Source organism: Phenylobacterium sp. (assembly GCF_019636135.1).
GTDB lineage: Bacteria > Pseudomonadota > Alphaproteobacteria > Caulobacterales > Caulobacteraceae > Phenylobacterium.
In genome coordinates this window covers 159,555-176,522 of the sequence record NZ_JAHBYD010000002.1, presented here as the reverse complement: position 1 = coordinate 176,522, position 16,968 = coordinate 159,555, and the positions used below count along the sequence as shown (strand labels likewise).

16 protein-coding genes are annotated in these 16,968 nt (G+C 71.4%); 8 read left to right on the top strand and 8 right to left on the bottom strand.

Annotated elements, in window-relative coordinates; translation table 11 throughout:
* Positions 1 to 7 precede the first annotated feature (7 nt).
* Both KF737_RS02115 and KF737_RS02110 read left to right on the top strand, forming a co-directional pair.
* Entirely contained in the window at positions 8 to 1,891 is a 1,884-nt protein-coding gene (locus KF737_RS02115) for an ATP-binding protein (protein WP_296449873.1), read from the top strand.
* A gap of 470 nt (positions 1,892 to 2,361) precedes the next feature.
* Positions 2,362 to 2,913 (top strand): hypothetical protein, encoded by a 552-nt coding sequence (locus tag KF737_RS02110; protein ID WP_296449871.1) that lies wholly within the window; start codon positions 2,362 to 2,364, stop codon positions 2,911 to 2,913.
* A gap of 18 nt (positions 2,914 to 2,931) precedes the next feature.
* Here KF737_RS02110 and KF737_RS02105 read toward each other — a convergent pair whose 3' ends face one another.
* Positions 2,932 to 3,471, bottom strand: a complete 540-nt coding sequence (locus KF737_RS02105; RefSeq protein ID WP_296449870.1) for a VOC family protein — start codon at positions 3,469 to 3,471, stop codon at positions 2,932 to 2,934.
* 96 nt (positions 3,472 to 3,567) lie between these two features.
* On the bottom strand, positions 3,568 to 4,002 hold the full coding sequence (locus KF737_RS02100) for a MerR family DNA-binding protein (RefSeq protein WP_296449868.1): 435 nt from the start codon (positions 4,000 to 4,002) through the stop codon (positions 3,568 to 3,570).
* Positions 4,003 to 4,071: 69 nt separating this feature from the next.
* Here KF737_RS02100 and KF737_RS02095 point away from each other — a divergent pair, with 69 nt between their 5' ends.
* From KF737_RS02095 to der, 4 genes are all read left to right on the top strand, one after another.
* A complete protein-coding gene (locus tag KF737_RS02095; protein WP_296449866.1) occupies positions 4,072 to 4,815 on the top strand; it encodes a glutaredoxin in 744 nt (247 codons plus the stop codon).
* Positions 4,816 to 4,927: 112 nt separating this feature from the next.
* Positions 4,928 to 5,716 (top strand): tetratricopeptide repeat protein, encoded by a 789-nt coding sequence (locus tag KF737_RS02090; protein ID WP_296449864.1) that lies wholly within the window; start codon positions 4,928 to 4,930, stop codon positions 5,714 to 5,716.
* A complete protein-coding gene (locus KF737_RS02085; RefSeq protein WP_296449862.1) occupies positions 5,713 to 7,101 on the top strand; it encodes a PQQ-like beta-propeller repeat protein in 1,389 nt (462 codons plus the stop codon). The genes KF737_RS02090 and KF737_RS02085 overlap by 4 nt, the downstream gene beginning before the upstream one ends.
* Positions 7,102 to 7,123: 22 nt before the next feature.
* On the top strand, positions 7,124 to 8,704 hold the full coding sequence (gene der / locus KF737_RS02080) for a ribosome biogenesis GTPase Der (RefSeq protein WP_296449860.1): 1,581 nt from the start codon (positions 7,124 to 7,126) through the stop codon (positions 8,702 to 8,704).
* Here the strand turns inward: der and KF737_RS02075 are convergent.
* From KF737_RS02075 to radA, 5 genes are read right to left on the bottom strand one after another with little or no spacing between them, the layout of a single operon-like run.
* A complete protein-coding gene (locus KF737_RS02075) occupies positions 8,649 to 9,413 on the bottom strand; it encodes an SDR family NAD(P)-dependent oxidoreductase (RefSeq protein WP_296449858.1) in 765 nt (254 codons plus the stop codon). The two genes, der and KF737_RS02075, sit on opposite strands and share 56 nt — an antisense overlap.
* A gap of 12 nt (positions 9,414 to 9,425) precedes the next feature.
* The gene (locus KF737_RS02070; protein WP_367273202.1) at positions 9,426 to 10,466 is read right to left on the bottom strand and encodes a bile acid:sodium symporter family protein; all 1,041 of its coding nucleotides are present in this window, start codon (positions 10,464 to 10,466) and stop codon (positions 9,426 to 9,428) included.
* Positions 10,463 to 11,956 carry an amidophosphoribosyltransferase gene (purF, locus tag KF737_RS02065; protein WP_296449856.1) on the bottom strand — a complete coding sequence of 498 codons (1,494 nt, stop codon included), beginning with the start codon at positions 11,954 to 11,956 and terminating at the stop codon, positions 10,463 to 10,465. Before purF ends, KF737_RS02070 begins: the two co-directional genes overlap by 4 nt.
* Entirely contained in the window at positions 11,953 to 12,561 is a 609-nt protein-coding gene (locus KF737_RS02060; RefSeq protein ID WP_296449854.1) for a CvpA family protein, read from the bottom strand. The genes purF and KF737_RS02060 overlap by 4 nt, the downstream gene beginning before the upstream one ends.
* Positions 12,546 to 13,916 (bottom strand): DNA repair protein RadA, encoded by a 1,371-nt coding sequence (gene radA, locus KF737_RS02055; protein WP_296449852.1) that lies wholly within the window; start codon positions 13,914 to 13,916, stop codon positions 12,546 to 12,548. The genes KF737_RS02060 and radA overlap by 16 nt, the downstream gene beginning before the upstream one ends.
* 126 nt (positions 13,917 to 14,042) lie before the next feature.
* On the opposite strand from radA, the gene KF737_RS02050 reads away from it, so the two are divergent.
* Both KF737_RS02050 and KF737_RS02045 read left to right on the top strand, forming a co-directional pair.
* Complete coding sequence (locus KF737_RS02050) at positions 14,043 to 15,248, top strand: Yip1 family protein (protein ID WP_296449850.1); 1,206 nt, start codon at positions 14,043 to 14,045, stop codon at positions 15,246 to 15,248.
* A gap of 65 nt (positions 15,249 to 15,313) precedes the next feature.
* Positions 15,314 to 15,934, top strand: coding sequence for a Yip1 family protein (locus KF737_RS02045; RefSeq protein WP_296449847.1), 621 nt, complete (start codon positions 15,314 to 15,316; stop codon positions 15,932 to 15,934).
* Here the strand turns inward: KF737_RS02045 and alr are convergent.
* Entirely contained in the window at positions 15,919 to 16,968 is a 1,050-nt protein-coding gene (gene alr, locus KF737_RS02040) for an alanine racemase (RefSeq protein ID WP_296449845.1), read from the bottom strand. The genes KF737_RS02045 and alr overlap by 16 nt on opposite strands.

Sequence of the window (16,968 nt, the reverse complement as noted above, 5' to 3'; positions counted from 1 at the left end):
CGGGGCGATGCGGCTAGTCCTGCTGATCCTCCTGCTGCTGCTCACGCCAGGCGCCGTGAGGGCGCAAGCGCTGAACACGTTCACGTCGTCGCCGGCCGAGGGCGGCCCGGTCATCGAGTTCAAGGATGGCGATTTCGTCCTCGCCGCGGGGCTGGACGTTCCGGACCGCGGCTGGGTCCGCGCCCCGTCGCCCCACATCTACCGGATGTTCGAGACCCGGTGGCGCACCGGCGACTACCACACGGTCCAGGGCCGGTTCCGGTTCGATCGCGGGGCGCTCGGCGCCGATCCGCTCGCCCTCTACACCGCGAGCACCCGCAACCAGTTCATCGTGTTCGTCAACGGCGCGGAGGTGTTCCGCAACTTCGCCCGCGTCAGCGACCAGAAGCTCGCCTGGTACCGGCCCTTCCTGGTCCCGCTGCCCGAGGGGGCCCTGAAACCGGGCGTGAACGAGATCGTCATCCGCGCCGTCTCCCAGGAGTCGGTCGGCGTCGGGCGCGTGATCGTCGGGCCGAACGCGGTCGTGCAGGACTTCTATCAGGCGCAGTATTTCTGGCAGATCACCGCGCCCATGGCCGCCAACGCCGCGATGCTGGCCCTGGGCGGGTTGGCGGTCCTGCTCTGGATGGGGCGGCGGCGCGAGGTCGAGCTGCTCTGGCTGGCCCTGGCCGCGGGGCTCTGGTTCCTGAGGAACTACCAGTATTTCGCCGAGGTCACGCCGTTCGACTTGGCGTTGTTCAACGCCCTGACCGTCTACGCGACCTACTTCGCGACCGTGGCGACCACCGCCTTCTACGCGACGTTCCTCAAGATGCCGCATCGGGAGCCGGTGATCGCCGCACTGTTCGCGCTTGGGCTCCCGATCATGGCGATCCACGCCACGTTCTCGCTGTCCAACCTCATTCTCTACGTGCCCGCGACGCTCATCGGGCTGGGCGGCGCGCTTCTCGGCCTCCTCGACCTCAGGCGCGATCGCACGACCGGTCATGTGCTCCTGGCGCTCGTCGTGCTGCTGATGCCGTTCGCCGGGGTCTACGACTTCCTCCTGGCGGGGGGCGGCGACGGCTGGAACACCAACGACGCCTACCTGACCGTCTTCAGCGGCTGCATCTACTGCGTGGCGTTCCTGATCGTGTTCGGGAAGCGGGCGCTGGACGCCTTCGCCGGGCTCGAGGCGGCGAACGCGACGCTGGAGCAACGCATCGCCGAGACCCGCGCCGAACTGGCGGCCAGCGAGGCGTCGCGGCGCGACCTCGTGGTCGCCGGCGCGATCGCCAGCGAGCGCGAGCGCCTGATGCGGGAGATGCACGACGGCATCGGTTCGAACCTGATCACCGCGCTGGCCGTCGCCCGGCAGCAGAAACAGCCGGACAGCACGATCAAGACCCTGAGCCGCGCTCTCGCGGACCTGAAGATCACGGTCGATTCGCTGGAGCCGGTCGAAGGCGATCTGGTCGCGTTGATCGGCAACCTCCGTCATCGGATGGCGGGGGACCTGCGCGACGCCGGCATCGCCTGCAGGTGGGAGGTCGGACGCTGCGGCCCGCTGCCGTGGCTCGATGCGACCAACGCGCTCCACGTCTTGCGCATCTTCCAGGAGGCGATCGGCAACGTCCTCTCCCATTCGGGCGCGACCGAGATGCGCATCGGGTGCGGGGAGGAGATGCGTGACGGGATCCCCGGCATCGCCGCGCATGTCGCCGACAACGGCCGCGGGTTCGACGACGCCCGGGCGGACCGGCCGGGCAAGGGGCTCGGCAACATCGCCGCGCGTGCGAGGGCCCTCCACGGCGTCCTGGATTGCCGTTCGAGCGCCGAAGGCGGGACCCTCGTCACGCTCTGGCTGCCCTACGACCGGGCGCCTGTCGCCCGGGACCAGGAGGCCGGCTAGAAGCTGTTAGGGACTGAGGCTGGTCGGCGAGAGGCAGCAAAGCCCTCTCCCCCTTGCGGGGAGAGGGTTTGGGAGTGGGGGTGTCGGCGCAGCGCTCCAAGGCGAGCACCCCCACCCCTGACCCCTCCCCGCAAGGGGGAGGGGAAGCTGTGGGAGATGTTTATCCAGAGTTTCAATCTCTTATTCCGGCTCGTGAGTGCCGTCTGAAAGACCTCAGTTCCTAACAGTCTCTAGGGCCAATCCGCATTCAGCGCGCGCTCCAGCGGGCCCTTCGCCCCGTGCGGAGGAAGGGCTTGCCCCGCTGGCGCGTCAGCGCCGCGAATTCGACACCAAGCCCACCAAGGTCACGAAGAGTCGCCCTTGGCGCCCTTGGTGGTTCGAAACGACAGCGCCTGCGGCGCGCAGAGAGCCGCCGGCGCACCTGACCTACGTCCGCTTCTGACGTGTGGGCCTGTTCCCCTGCGGGCTCAATGTCCGCCGACCTCGCCATCACCGCGGAAGACGCTCTGGGCCTTGCCGATGTCGCGCAGGTGCAGTTGCGGCTGGCCAAGCGGTTCGGTGAGCGGGCCGAGGCGGAGGAGGATGTCGACAAGGCGTGCAAGCTGGCGCGAGCGTGTGAGCGGGCGGCGCGGGGGTATCGGCAGTCGCTGCTGCTGAAGTCGCGGCTGTTCCGCGACGCGGAGAACGCGCGGTGCGCGGCGGTCGAGACGCCGCGGCCGCGTACCGCCCCGCAGCAGGCCCGCATCAACAAGCGGGTGCGCGAGCTCTACACGGCCGTCGAAGACCACATCTACGCCGAGGTCGAGGCCGAGCGGCTGGACGAGGCCGAGTTCTATCTCGAGGGCCTGCTCGACACGATCGAACGCCTGGCCCAGGCCGACGACGCCTTCGCCGACGGCGATTTCGAGGCGCAGGTGGCCGTGGTGTGCGACCACCACCTGCCGCCGCCCGAGCTGCGTTCGCCGCCGCCTCAAGCGCAGACGGCCGACGCCGAAGCGCCGGCCGCCGCCGACTCGTCGTGATCGGGTCGTCGCCGCCGCTCAGGCGGCGACGGGCTCGCGCAGCGCGAGCGGGACGTAGCGGACCTTGTCGCCCTTGGCGTTCTTCGGCTCGGTGAGCACGTGCTTCTTCGGGTCCAGAGTCGTGCGCAGCGCCGCGATCTCGAGCTGGAAGCCGTCGGGATCGAAGAAATAGAGCGAACGGATCCACACGTCGGGATCGTTCGGGTCCTCGCACGAGGGCTTCTTGAGGCCGTGGTAGATCGTACGCACGTCCACGCCGGCGCCGCGCAGCGCGGCCAGCGCGGCGTCGAAGTCCTCGTCGTCGACGTTGAAGGCGAGGTGGCTGGCCTGGCCGGCGCGGCTGGGCTTCCCCTCGACCGGCGGGAACCACATGTACGACATCAGCCCGCCGTTCCCCATCTCGTGGAAGCTGTGCTGGCCGCCGCCGGGCAGGTCGATGAGCATCACCAGCGGCATCCCCAGGACTTCCTCGAGGAACTTCGTGGACGCGTGCATGTCGGAACAGACGTGGGCCGAGTGGCTGACGTTCTTGAACGGGATGTTGGGCAGCTTCGCCATGGATTTCCTTCCTCTGGAGAGCGGACTTCCGATCGTTGACTGAAAGGATACACCCCGGCGTCCTGCCCGCAGAGGCAGATAAAATTTGGCCACCCGTCAAATCGGGTTGCGTCCGCAAGCGCCTGGGCTGTCCTCGAACGCCGCGAGGATGGGGCAGGGGCCGTCCCCGCCCGACGCGCAGGCGGCGGCGAGACGCGACAGCGCGGTGCGCGCCGCGGTGAGCTCGGCGATCTTCGCGTCGAGCGCGGCGATGCGGCGCTGCGCCAGGTCGCGCGCCCGGTGGCGTTCACGGGTGGCGTCCAGGGCCAGCAGCTCGCGGATCTCGTCCAGCCGGAACCCGGCCGCCTGGGCCGAGCGGATGAACCGGAGCCGGCGCGCGGCCTCCGGGCCGTACCGTCGCACGCCGCCGGCCGAGCCCGGGCCGGGCGGCCGGGGCGGCTCCGGCATCAGGCCGCTGCGTTGATAGTAGCGGACCGTCTCGACCCCGACGCCCGCCGAGCGCGCCAGCGCGCCTATGGTCAGTTCGGCCATCCCTTGTCTCCGTACCCTGGTACGGGGCCATATGAGAACGTGCAGGATGACCAGCAAGCGAGCGCCGCGATGAACGCCCCGATCCCGAAGACCGCCGAGCTCTACCGGATGACGCTGCCCGACCACACCTGCCCCTATGGCCTGAAGGCCCTGGACCTGCTGAAGCGCCAGGGCTTCCGCGTCGAAGACCACCGGCTGGAGACGCGCGGGCAGGTCGATGCGTTCAAGGCGGCCCACGAGGTGAAGACGACGCCCCAGGTCTTCATCGGCGGCCGCCAGATCGGCGGCTACGACGACCTGCGCCGCCATTTCGGCCGCCCGGTCGCCGAGCCGGGCGCGACCAGCTACCGGCCGGTGGTCGTCCTGTTCGCGATGACGGCGCTGATGGCGCTGGCGGTGAGCCAGGCCACGCTCGGGACGCCGTTCACGGTCCGCGCCGCCGAATGGTTCATCGGCTTCAGCATGGTGGTGCTGGCGCTGCTGAAGCTGCAGGACGTCGAGACCTTCTCGACCATGTTCCTGAACTACGACCTGCTGGCGAAACGCTGGGCGCCCTACGGCTACGTCTACCCCTTCGCGGAGGGGGTCGCGGGCCTGCTCATGATCGCCGGCGTTCTGACCTGGATCTCGGCCCCGCTCGCGCTCTTCATCGGCGGCGTCGGCGCCGTCTCGGTGTTCAAGGCGGTCTACATCGACAGGCGCGAGCTGAAGTGCGCCTGCGTCGGCGGCGCGTCGAAGGTTCCGCTCGGCTTCGTCTCGCTGACCGAGAACCTCATGATGATCGCGATGGCGGTCTGGATGCTGCGGATGTGACCCGCAGGGCGGACGCCCCCGGGCCGCGCCCCGCGCCCTTGAGGCGCCCCTTGAGACGCATGGCGGGGCGCTATAGGTTCCGCCCCTCGTTTGGCGGCGGAGCCCCCCTGAAGTGACGGATCTATTCGAAGAGGTCGAGGAGCAGCTTCGCTCCGACCGCTACAAGCAGTTCGCCCGCACCGCGCTGCCCTGGATGCTGGGCGTCGCCGCCGCCGCCCTGATCGCCGTCCTGGGCTACTGGGGCTGGGACACCTTCCGCACCCGGCAGACCGACAAGGCCTCCGAGCAGTACGCCCAGGCCATGGACGCCTTCGTCGCCGGCGACCGCGAGGGCGCCAAGACCCTCTGGACCGAGGTCTCCAGGAGCCGGTCCGGCGCCTACCAGGCCATGGCGCTGATGCACCTGGCCGCCGACGCCGAGCGCGCCAATGACAGCGCCGCCGCCGCCCGCCTGTACGACGAGGCGGCCAAGGCTGCGCCCGATGCGGTCCTGGGCGACGCGGCCCGCCTCAAATCCGCCTTCGCCCTCCTCGACACCGCTCCCCTGAAGGACTTGGAGGGGCGCTTGAAGCCGCTGATGGACGATGGCCGGCCGTACAGGATCCAGGCCCGCGAGGCGCTGGCGTTCGCCAAGCTGAAGGCCGGCGACCTGCAGGGCGCGCGCGGCGACTTCCAGCTCATCAGCCAGTCGATCGACGCCCAGCAGGGCGCCCAGGCGCGCGCCCAGGCCGCCATCGGCCTGATCGATTCGGGCTCGGCCAAGTCGGTGCCCGCCGTGGTGCGGGCCGCCCAGGCGCTGCCGCCGCCCATGCCGATGCAATTGCCGCCCGGCGCGATGCCTCCGGGCGCCGAGGGCCAGCCGATGCCCGCCCCGCAAGCCGAAGGCCTGCCGCCGCAATGATCCGCCGTTCGACCTATCTCGCCGCCGTCCTGGTCGCGGCGCTCGGCGCGTCGAGCTGCTCGACGGTCAGCAAGCTCAATCCCTTCGACAAGAAGGACAAGACGCCGTCCGAGCTGGCCGGCGAGGGCCAGCGCATCTCGATCATCCCGGCCGACCAGCTACTGGAGCCGGCCGAGGCCCTGAAGGGCGTCGACTTCTCGCTGCCGTCGCCGGTGCGGATGGAATCCTGGCCGCTGCCGGGCGGCAGCCCCGAGCAGGCCGTGGGCGCCGTCGACGCCGCGCCGAACCTCTCCGTCTCCTGGCGGCGCAGCTTCGGCCAGGGCCAGAAGCGCGGCCGCTATGTCACCGCCCCGCCGGTCGCCGCCGACGGCAAGGTGTTCGTGATGGACGCCGACGGCCGCGTGGTCGCCGTCGACGCCGCCAGCGGCTCGACCCTCTGGCGCACGGGCACGAACCCCGGCGACAACAAGCGCGACAAGCTGGCCTTCGGCGGCGGCGTCGCCTACGCGGACGGCAAGCTCTACGTCTCGTCGGGCTACCGCGAAGTCCTGCAGATGGACGCCCGGACCGGCGCCATCGGCTGGCGGACCAAGACCTCGGAGTCGATCCACGGCGCGCCGACCGTCTCCAACGGCCGCGTCTTCGTGATCGCGCTCGACAACACCCTGCTGACCTTCGACGCCGCCACCGGCGCGGCGGCCTGGACCTACCAGGCGCTGGCCGAGAGCGCTCGCATCCTGGCCGCCTCCAGCCCGGCGATCTCGGGCGACACGGTGGTCGCCGGCTTCGGCTCGGGCGAGCTGGTGGCCCTGCGCGCCGCCAACGGCAACGACCTCTGGAACGAGGCGCTCAGCCGCGCCAGCCGCACCAGCGCGCTGTCCGAGATCCGCGACATCCCGGGCCGCCCGGCGATCTACCAGGGCGACGTGTTCGCCGTCAGCCACTCGGGCGTCTTCGCCGCCACCGACCTGCGCACCGGCCAGGCCCGCTGGAGCCTCCCCGTCGTGGGCGTCACGGCCCCGTGGCCGGCCGGCGACGTGGTCTACGTCACCGCCAAGACCGGCGAGGTCATCTGCGCCAGCCGCGAGACGGGCCAGATCTACTGGATCCGCGCCCTCAACGAAGGCTTCAAGTCCAAGCGCAAGGGCGGCGTCTTCGGCATCGGCGGCCAGAAGAGCACGCGCCCGATCTGGTCGGGCCCGATGCTGGCGGGCGAGCGCCTGCTGGTCGTCGGCCAGACCGGCGAACTGGTGGCCCTCAACGCCAAGACCGGCGAGATCGTGAAGCGCATCGAGCTCAAGGGCGCCTCGACCACGACGCCGATCGCCATGGGCGACACGGTCTATGTGGTCACGCAGGAGGCGGACCTGATCGCGATCCGCTGATCGCTCGGGTACAACAGCCGCCATGGCGCTCAAACTCGCGATCGTCGGCCGCCCGAATGTCGGCAAATCCACGCTGTTCAACCGGCTGGCGGGCAGGAAGCTCGCCATCGTCGACGACCAGCCGGGGGTGACCCGCGACCGCCGGTTCGGCACGGGCCGCCTCGGCGACCTCGACCTGGAACTGATCGACACCGCCGGCTTCGAGGACGTCACCGACGAGAGCCTGGAAGCGCGCATGCGCGCCCAGACCGAGCTGGCCGTCGACGAGGCCGACGTCGCGCTGTTCGTGGTCGACGCCCGCGAGGGCGTGACGCCGGGCGACGAGATCTTCGCCGAGGTGCTGCGCCGCAAGGGCAAGCCCGTGGTGCTGGCGGCCAACAAGTCGGAGAGCAAGGCCTCCGAGGCCGGCGTGCTGGAGGCCTTCGGCCTGGGCTTCGGCGAGCCGGTCCCGATCTCGGCCGAGCACGGCGAGGGCATGGCCGACCTCTTCGCCGCCGTCGCCGCCCTGGCGCCCGACGAGGACGACGACGGGGACGACGGCGCCGGCAAGCCGATCAACATCGCCATCGTCGGCCGCCCGAACGCCGGCAAGTCGACCCTGGTCAACGCCCTGATCGGCGAGGACCGCCTGCTGACCGGCCCGGAGGCCGGCATCACCCGCGACGCCATTCCCGTCGACTGGGACTGGGACGGTCGCGCCATCCGCCTCGTCGACACCGCGGGCCTGCGCAAGAAGGCCCGCGTGCAGCAGCGGCTGGAGAAGCTCTCCACCGGCGACTCGATCCGCGCCATCACCTTCGCCGAAGTCGTGATCCTGGTGATGGACGCGACCCATCCGTTCGAGATCCAGGACCTGCAGATCGCCGACCTGGTCGAGCGCGAAGGCCGCGCCCTGGTGTTCGTGCTGGCCAAGTGGGACCTGATCGAGGAGCCGCAGGCGCGCCTGGCCGAACTGAACGAAGAGGTCGGCCGCCTGCTGCCGCAGGTGCGCGGCTCGCCGATGGTGGCGCTGTCGGCCGAGACCGGCCGCGGCCTCGACCGCCTGATGCCGGCCGTGTTCAAGGTCCACGCCGACTGGTCCACCAAGGTGAAGACCCGCGACCTCAACGACTGGCTGAAGATGGCCGTCGAGCGCCATCCGCCGCCGGCCGTGGGCGGACGCCGCGTGAAGCCGAAGTACATGGCCCAGACCAAGGCCCGGCCGCCCACGTTCGTGATGTTCGCGAGCCGCGCCGACCAACTTCCGGACCACTACCGCCGCTATCTGATCAACAGCATCCGCGAGAGCTTCGACCTGCCGGGCGTGCCGCTGCGCCTGACCGTGCGGTCGAACAAGAACCCCTACGCCGAGGGCGAGGCCAAGGGCGGGCCGGGTCCGTCGAAGACCGCGCCGACGTCGGCCAGGTCGGGCCTCGTCGCCAAGCGCCGCAGGGAGGCCGCCGAGAAGGCGCGCGAGGGCGCGGCGGGCAAGCCGCCCAAGCCGAAGGCGAAGAAGGCCAAGGCCGGCGCGCCGGGCGGCCGCGCCGGCAAACTCGTGCGGCCGGGCGTCAAGCCGAAGCGCGCGTCCCGGACCGCATCTTCCAGTCCGCGAAAGAAACGCTAGCCGTCGGCAGGCCCAGGTCGGCCTGCGCCAGCTCGACGACCAGCGGCCCGATCTCGGCGGGGTCGGGCAGGGCGGCCGGGTCCTCGCCCGGATAGGCGTCGGCCCGCATCCGCGTCCGCATGGCGCCCGGATCGAGCAGGACGGCGCGGATGTGGGTGTTCTCCAGCTCGTCGGCCCAGGTGCGGACGATGTTCTCCAGCCCCGCCTTGGTGGCCCCGTAGGCGCCCCAGAAGGCCTTGGGGTGCGAGGCGCGGCTGGAGGTCAGGAAGATCGCCCGCGGCGCCGTGGCGGCGCGCAGCAGCGGCTCGCACGACCGAATCAGTCGTACGGGCGCCGTCAGGTTCACCGCGACGAGGCGGTCCCAGTGCCTGGGCTCCAGGTGCGAGACCGGCGTCAGCGACCCGAGGAGCGCCGCCGCATGCACGAGGACGTCCAGCCGCCCGAACCGCTGGTGGATGGCGAGGCCCAACTGGTCCAGCCCGTCGACCTGGCCGATGTCCATCGGCACGAGCGTGGCGGACTGCCCGGTCGCGGCGCGGATCTCGTCGTCGAGGGACTCCAGCGCGCCTTGCGTCTGCGCGACCGCCACGACGTGCGCGCCGGCCCTGGCGAGGGCGAGGGCGGAGGCGCGGCCGATGCCGCGGCTGGCGCCGACGACGAGGGCGATGCGGTCGGCCAGAGGGAGCGAAGACGTGGGCAGGTCGGGCATGAGGCGGCGTCTCTAGACGCTTTCGGCTGCGGTGTCAGCGCGCCGGGCGTAGCGCTGGGCGATCGCCGCGCAGGCCATCAACTGGATCTGGTGGAAGATCATCAGCGGGATCATCGCGATGCCGGCCGCCGCGGGCGTCAGCAGGGCCGCGGCGATGGGCGCGCCGCTGGCCAGCGACTTCTTCGAGCCGCAGAAGACGATGGCGATCTCGTCCTCCTTGGAGAAGCCGAGCGCGCGGGCGGCGAAGGCGGTGATGGCCAGCACCGCCGCCAGCAGCACGCAGCACAGGACCAGGAGCCGCACGAGGTCGAGCGCGCTCAGCCTGTTCCAGACGCCCGCCACGACCGCGCCGGAGAAGGCGACGTAGACGATCAGGACGATGGTGCCGCGGTCGAGCAGGCCCAGCGTCTTGTTGTGGCGCTGCACGAAGGCGCCGATCCAGGGCCGCGCGATCTGGCCGGCCACGAAGGGCGCGAACAGTTGCAGCACGATCGCCCAGAACGAGCCCGGGCTGATCGCGCCCTCGGCGTGCAGCAGCAGGCTGGCCAGCGCCGGCGTCAGGAACACGCCGATCATGTTCGACGCCGAGGCCGAGGCGACCGCGGCCGCGACGTTGCCGCGGGCGATGCCGACGAAGGCGATGGAGCTCTGGATGGTGGAGGGCAGGCAGCCCAGCAGGACCAGGCCGCCGGCGATCTCCGGCGGCGTGATCCAGGCGGGCAGGGCGGCCATGCCGACGGTGATCGCCGGGAACAGCAGGAACGTCGCGGCCAGGATCGTCAGGTGCAGCCGCCAGTGCGTCAGCCCCCGGATCACCGCCTCGCGCGAGAGCCGCGCGCCGTGCAGGAAGAAGACGATCCCGATCAGGATCTTGCTGGCCCATCCAAAGGCGAAGGCGGCCTCGCCGCGCGCCGGCAGCACCGAGGCCAGCCCGGCCGCCGCCAGGATGAAGATCAGGTACCAGTCGGGCTTGAGACGGGCGAGCCATGAGCCTCGCTTCGCCCCCTCCGCCGCGTCGCGGTTCCCCTCCCCCGAGGGGGGAGGAACGCTCACGCGTCGACCAGGAACGAGAGCTGGCGCTCGACGAGTTCGTTGCGGCCCTCGGCGATCTCCTTGTCGAGGAGCCGGGTCGGATAGTCGCCGGTGAAGTAGTGGTCGGTGTACTGCGGATGGGCGTCGTCGCGGACCGCGTCCATCGCCCAGTAGAGGCCCTCCACCGAGAGGTAGCCCATGGAGTCGACGCCCAGGATCCTGGCGATCTCCTCGACGGTGTGGTTGGCCGCCAGCAGCTTCTCGCGGTCGGGCATGTCGATGCCGTAGTAGTCGGGCCACATGATCGGCGGCGACGCCGAGCGCAGGTGGACCTCCGCCGCGCCCGCCTCGCGGACCATGCGCACCACGCGGACCGAATTGGTGCCGCGGACGATGGAGTCGTCGACCAGCAGCACCTTCTTGCCCGCCAGCACCGAACGGTTCGGCGCGAGCTTCATGCGCACGCCCAGTTCCCGCTCGCCCTGGGTGGGCTGGATGAAGGTGCGGCCGACGTAGTGGTTGCGGATGATGCCCATCTCGAAGGGCTTGTCCGCCTCCTGGGCGAAGCCGAGCGCGGCCGGGACGCCGGAGTCGGGCACGGGCACCACGACGTCGATATCGATGCCGGTGAGGCTCTCCTGCGCGAGCCGGCGGCCCATGCGCTTGCGGACCTCGTAGATCGAGCGGCCGTTCACCACGGAGTCTGGGCGGGCGAAGTAGACGTATTCGAAGATGCAGGGGCGGGCCTGCTGGGCCGGGAAGGGGCGGAAACTGCGCAGGCCCTTGTCGTCGGCCACCACCATCTCGCCGTGCTCGATGTCGCGCACGAAGGTCGCGCCGATCATGTCGAGCGCGCAGGTCTCGGACGCGAACACGGCCCGTCCGTGCAGGTCGCCCAGCACCAGCGGGCGGATGCCCAGCGGGTCGCGCACGCCGATCAGCTTCTTGTTGGTCATGGCGACCAGGGCGTAGCCGCCTTCGAGCTGCTGCAGCGCCTCGGTGAAGCGGTCGAGGAACTTGGGCCGCCGCGAGCGGGCGATGAGGTGCAGGATCGCCTCGGAGTCGGAGGTCGACTGGAAGATCGCGCCTTCCGAGACGAGCTGTTCGCGCAGCGTCAGGAAGTTGGTCAGGTTGCCGTTGTGGGCCAGGGCCAGGCCGCCGGCCTCCAGGTCGGCGAACATCGGCTGCACATTGCGCAGGAAGCTGCCGCCGGCCGTGGAGTAGCGCGTGTGGCCGATCGCGTGGCGGCCCGGCAGGCGCTTGCTGAGGTCGCCGCCGCCGAAGGCGTCGCCGACGTAGCCCATGTGGCGCTCGGTGTGGAACCGCTGGCCGTCGAAGCTGGCGATGCCGCAGGCCTCCTGGCCGCGGTGCTGGAGGGCGTGCAGGCCGAGCGCGGTGATCCCCGACGCCTCGGCGGTGTCGTAGACGCCGAACACGCCGCATTCGAGCCGGAGGGAATCGTCGTCGGGATCGCGCGCCGGAGGGGACCAATGCTCGTGCGCATGGCTCATCGGGATCGCTCCGGGCGGTCGGGGGTGGCGGGTTCGCGGGCCTCGTACCCCTCTGTCGCCGGATTGTCACCAGAGACCGCGCGATCGAACGCCGGTTTCAGTCTTCCGGCCACGTCCAGGCCCTTGGGCGCCAGGTCGTCGAGCAGCCGGCCCATGCTGGTCGCCAGCGGCCAGGTGCGGGCGCCGGTGATCCACTTGGGCCGCAGATCCTCCGGCGTGGCGGCGTTGAACATCAGGAAGAGCGCGCCCAGGACGATGAGGCCGCGGCCGAGGCCGATCAGCAGCCCGAGCGAACGGTCGAGGAAGCCGAGCATCTGGGTCTTCTGGACGCTGCGCGCCAGCCCCGCGCCGATCAGCCGCAGGGCCACGAAGGCCACGCCGAACACCACCACCAGCGTCGCGATCGTTCCGAGCCAGTCCGGCTGCACGGCCTTGCGCACCATCGGCCCGAACACCGGCAGGCCGAAGACCGCGAGTCCCGCCGCGACGACGAGCGCCGTCAGGGCGAACACCTCGCGCACCGCGCCGCGCGAGAAGCCGACGGCGGCCGAGACGCCGAGTAGCACCAGGACAAGGAAGTCGAACTGGGTCACGGCTTGTCCCATGCCCCATCGTGGATGCGCTGTATGGCGTCGGCGAGGCGGCTCGCGCCCGTCACCTGAAGGGCCGAACTCTCCGGGTCCGCCGGGGCGAACGCGCGGCGGAAGCCGAGCTTGGCGGCCTCCTTGAGCCGCGAGTCCATGCGGCTGACGGGCCTGACCTCGCCCGAGAGGCTGATCTCGCCGAACACCACGCAGTCCTGCGGCAGGGCCACGTCGAAGGCCGAGGAGGCCAGCGCGGCGGCGGCGGCCAGGTCGGCCGCGGGCTCTGAGATGCGCAGGCCCCCCGCCACGTTCAGGTAGACGTCCCGATCGCCGAAGGAGAGACCGCAACGCGCCTCCAGCACCGCCAGGATCATCGCCAGCCGCCCGGAGTCCCAGCCGACGACGGCGCGGCGTGGCGTGCCGTAGGCCGACGGCGCCACCAGCGCCTGGATCTCCACCAGCACCGGCCGCGAGCCCTCGATTCCGGCGAACACGGCCGCGCCCGCCGCCCGTTCGCCCGAGGTGTCGAGGAACAGCGCCGAGGGGTTCTTCACCTCGGCGAGGCCGGCGTCGCCCATTTCGAAGACGCCGATCTCGTCGGTGGCGCCGAAGCGGTTCTTGGCGCCGCGCAGGATGCGGAACGGATAGCCGCGCTCGCCCTCGAAGGCGAAGACGGCGTCGACCATGTGCTCGACCACCCGCGGTCCGGCGATGGCGCCCTCCTTGGTGACGTGGCCGACGAGGATCACCGCCAGCCCGCGCTTCTTGGCCAGCCGCACCAGCTCGCCGGCGGCGGCGCGCACCTGGGTGACCGAGCCCGGCCCGGCCTCGTGCGCGTCGCTCCACATCGTCTGGATGGAATCGACCACCACCAGGTCGAACGGCTCGGCCTTCAGCCCGTCGACGATGGCGCGCAGGGCGGTCTCGGCGGCCAGCTTCACCGGCGCGTCGGCGAGGCCCATGCGGTGGGCGCGGCTGCGCACCTGCTCGATCGCCTCCTCGCCCGAGATGTAGGCGCAGCGCGCGCCGCGCCGCGCCGCGCTGGCCGCCACTTGCAGCAGCAGCGTCGACTTGCCCACGCCGGGGTCGCCGCCGACCAGGATCGCCGAGCCGGGCACCACGCCGCCGCCGCACACCCGGTCCCATTCGTCGACGCCGGTGATGATCCTGGGCGGCGCGGGCGTCTCGGCGTCGAGCCCCTCGAACGCCAGCCCGGCCTTCCGCGTCGGCTTGGTCAGCTTCAGCGCGCCGGGCGGGCGGCTGGTCAGCTCCTCGACCAGGGTGTTCCACGCGCCGCAGGCCGGGCACTGGCCCGTCCAGCGCGTCTGCACGGCGCCGCAGGACTGGCAGGCGTAGACGGCGCCGTCGCGGGCCATGGGTCCTCCTGATTCGAATGCGGTCGAGTCTAGCCGAGCCGGCGTTCCCGGTCCCACGCCCGGGTTGCCGCCTGCGACGAGAGGTCTAGGGTCTTTGCGCGGGATTGTTCGAGGGAGTGTCGGTTCATGAGCATGGTGGAACCCGGGTCGGCCGGTGCGGGGCTCGTCGCCCGCGTCCGGGCGATCCTCACGCAGCCCGGCGCGACGTGGGACGTGATCGACGGCGAGCCGGCGACGATCGGCGGTCTCTATCGCGGATACATCCTGCCGCTGGCGGCGATCCCGGCTATCGCCGGCCTGATCGGCCAACTGGTCTTCGGGGTGCGGGCCGGCTTCGGCGGCTTCGGCATCGTCGCCAGGCCCAACCCGGTCTGGGCCGTCGGCGGCGCGGCCGTGAGTTTTGGCCTCGGCCTGCTGTTCGTCTACGTCATGGCGCTGGTGATCGAGGGCCTCGCGCCGAACTTCGGGGCCGAGAAGAACCGCATCCAGGCGATGAAGCTCGCCGCCTACTTCCCGACGGCGTCGTATGTCGCGGGCGTGCTGAGCCTCGTGGCGGGCTGGGGCGTCGTGGGCTTCCTGGTCGGCCTGATCCTGATCGCCGCCTTCGTCTACAGCCTCTACACGCTCTACCAGGGCCTGCCGAAGCTGATGAAGAACGCCCCTGAGCGCACCGTCGGCTACTTCGTCACGGTGCTGGTCGTGACCTTCGTTCTCGGCCTGATCGTCTCGATGGCCTATTCGGCGGTCTCCATGGCGACCATGCGGCTGGCCGGGCCGCCGCAGGTCAGCGGCAAGGTGACGATCCCGGGGCAGGGCGAGCTCGACGTCGGCGAGTTGCAGAAGCAGGCCGAGGCGGCGGCGCGGCAGATCGAAGCCGGCAAGACCGTGACGGCCACCGACACCGACGCGCTGAAGGGCTACCTGCCGGCGTCGCTCGGCGGCTACACGCGCGGCGAGGTCAGCGCTTCGTCGAGCGAGGCGGCCGGGATTCAAGGCTCGCAGGTCGAGGCGCGCTACGAGAAGGGCGACTCGGCGATCCGCGTGCAGATCACCGACATCGGCGGCGCGGGCGCCATCGCCGGCATGATGGGCGCCTTCAAGATGAAGTCGTCGAAGGAGAGCGCCACCGGCTACGAGAAGTACGGGAACGTCGGCGGTCGCATGACCCACGAGAGCTATGACCGGGCGTCGAAGCACGGCGAGTACGGGGTCCTCGTCGGCGAGCGCTTCATGGTCGAGGCCAAGGGCGACGGCGCGAGCATGGACGAGCTGAAGGACGCGGTGGACGCCGTGGGCCTGCCGCGGCTGGAGGCCCAGGCCAAGGCCAGGTAGCGGCCCGCATAGCGCCTCTCGCGCGTTGTGCTACGCAGGATGCGGACCGGTGTTGGAGGGCTGGGATGGCGCCACGCGCGGCGGAGTTCTTTTCGCGCGCCCTGGGCATGCTGTTCGCGCCCGGCCGCACGTGGGACCGAATCGCCGGGGACCTGACGGCGCCGGGCGCCCTGATGCGCGGCTACGTGGCGCCCCTGGCGGCGGTCGCGGCCGTCTGCGGCGTCGCGGGCGCGCTCGCCTTCGGCTTCAACATCGCCAACGTGGGCGTGCGGATGAGCGTGCCGGGCCTGCTGCTGGGCGCCGCGGTGGGTTACGTCGCGACGCTCGCGTCGGTCTGGCTGGCGGCCCTGTTCGTCGATCTGGCCGCGCCGGCGTTCGGCGGCCGGCGGGACGGGGCCGCCGCGATGAACCTGATCGCCTACGGAGCCACGGCGAGCTGGGTCGCCGGCGTCGCCGGGATCTACCCCAGCCTGAGCATTCCGGTGGGCATCCTGGCCGGCCTCTACAGCGGCTATGCGATCTGGCTGGGTCTGCCGAAGCTGATGCGGGTCGCCGACGACCAGCGGCTCACCGCCTTCGCCGCCGTGCTGATCGCCATCCTGCTTCTGGCGGCGGGCCGGGCGACGCTGGCCAGCATGGCCGCCGAGCTCGGCGGGCCGCTCTCGGCCTCCTACGCGCCGAGATAGACCCGCTCGGCGCGGGACGAGAGGCGCACGAGCACCTCGTGCGCCACGGTGCCGGCGGCGTTGGCGAGGTCGTCCAGCAGCGCGTTGGGACCCAGCAGCTCGACCGGATCGCCGACCGCGCCGCCGTCGGGCAGGGCGATCACCAGGATGTCCATGTTGACCGCCAGCAACACGCGCCGCGCGCCGGCCGCCCAGGCGCAGCCCCGGCCCATGGCCGCGCGGATCATGCCGTCGGAATAGCCGGCCGCGACCACGGCGACGCGCATGGGACCGGGCGCGGTGAAGCTGGAGCCGTAGCCCACGCGGTCGCCGGTCGCCAGTCGCCGGATGTCGAGGATCGGGGCGGTGAGGGTGGCCACCGCCTTCAATCGCGGGTCCGGCCGCTCCCCGGGGCCCCCGCCGAAGAGGCTGATGCCCGCGCGCACCATGTCGTAGCGATAGTCGGGGCCGAGGAACGCGCCGGCGGAGGCCGCCAGACTGGCCCGCGCGTGGGGAAAGAGCCCGCGGACTTCCCGGAAACGCGCGAGCTGCTCCGGGTTGCGTGGCTCAGCCGGATCGGTGGCCGAGCCGAGATGGCTCATGACCAGGCTGACCTCGAGCCCGCTGGCGACGGCGCGCGCCTTATCGAGGGTGAGGCCTTGGCGGTTCATGCCCGTGTCGACCTGCAAGGCGATGGGCCGACCGAAGCTGCGCGCCGCCTCAGCCTGCGCCGCGGTCGCGATCACCGGCGTGAGCCCCGCGCTCGCCAGCCGGTCCGCCGTGCCGTCCAGCAGCCCGTCGAGGACGTAGACGGCCGCGTCGCGGTCGCCCAGGTCGGCGCGCAGGGCCTCGCCCTCGGCGATCCGCGCGACGAAGAAGCTGCGCGTGCCCTCCGCGTACAGGCGCTTCGCGATCGCGCCGGCGCCGAGGCCGTAGCCGTCGGACTTCACCACCGCCGCCACCTCCGCGCCCGCGGCCTCTGCGGCCAGGACGGCGCGATTGTGCGCGAGGGCGTCGAGGTCGATCGTGAGGCGCGCGCGGTCCGTCAGGCTCAT

Bases quoted from the DNA above. Each gene is read 5' to 3' on its own strand.
- KF737_RS02115 (WP_296449873.1), top strand. From the start codon at position 8: ATGCGGCTAGTCCTGCTGATCCTCCTGCTGCTGCTCACGCCAGGCGCC.
- KF737_RS02110 (WP_296449871.1), top strand. From the start codon at position 2,362: ATGTCCGCCGACCTCGCCATCACCGCGGAAGACGCTCTGGGCCTTGCC.
- KF737_RS02105 (WP_296449870.1), bottom strand. From the start codon at position 3,471: ATGGCGAAGCTGCCCAACATCCCGTTCAAGAACGTCAGCCACTCGGCC.
- KF737_RS02100 (WP_296449868.1), bottom strand. From the start codon at position 4,002: ATGGCCGAACTGACCATAGGCGCGCTGGCGCGCTCGGCGGGCGTCGGG.
- KF737_RS02095 (WP_296449866.1), top strand. From the start codon at position 4,072: ATGAACGCCCCGATCCCGAAGACCGCCGAGCTCTACCGGATGACGCTG.
- KF737_RS02085 (WP_296449862.1), top strand. From the start codon at position 5,713: ATGATCCGCCGTTCGACCTATCTCGCCGCCGTCCTGGTCGCGGCGCTC.
- der (WP_296449860.1), top strand. From the start codon at position 7,124: ATGGCGCTCAAACTCGCGATCGTCGGCCGCCCGAATGTCGGCAAATCC.
- KF737_RS02075 (WP_296449858.1), bottom strand. From the start codon at position 9,413: ATGCCCGACCTGCCCACGTCTTCGCTCCCTCTGGCCGACCGCATCGCC.
- purF (WP_296449856.1), bottom strand. From the start codon at position 11,956: ATGAGCCATGCGCACGAGCATTGGTCCCCTCCGGCGCGCGATCCCGAC.
- KF737_RS02060 (WP_296449854.1), bottom strand. From the start codon at position 12,561: ATGGGACAAGCCGTGACCCAGTTCGACTTCCTTGTCCTGGTGCTACTC.
- radA (WP_296449852.1), bottom strand. From the start codon at position 13,916: ATGGCCCGCGACGGCGCCGTCTACGCCTGCCAGTCCTGCGGCGCCGTG.
- KF737_RS02050 (WP_296449850.1), top strand. From the start codon at position 14,043: ATGAGCATGGTGGAACCCGGGTCGGCCGGTGCGGGGCTCGTCGCCCGC.
- KF737_RS02045 (WP_296449847.1), top strand. From the start codon at position 15,314: ATGGCGCCACGCGCGGCGGAGTTCTTTTCGCGCGCCCTGGGCATGCTG.
- alr (WP_296449845.1), bottom strand. From the start codon at position 16,968: ATGAGCCTGACGGACCGCGCGCGCCTCACGATCGACCTCGACGCCCTC.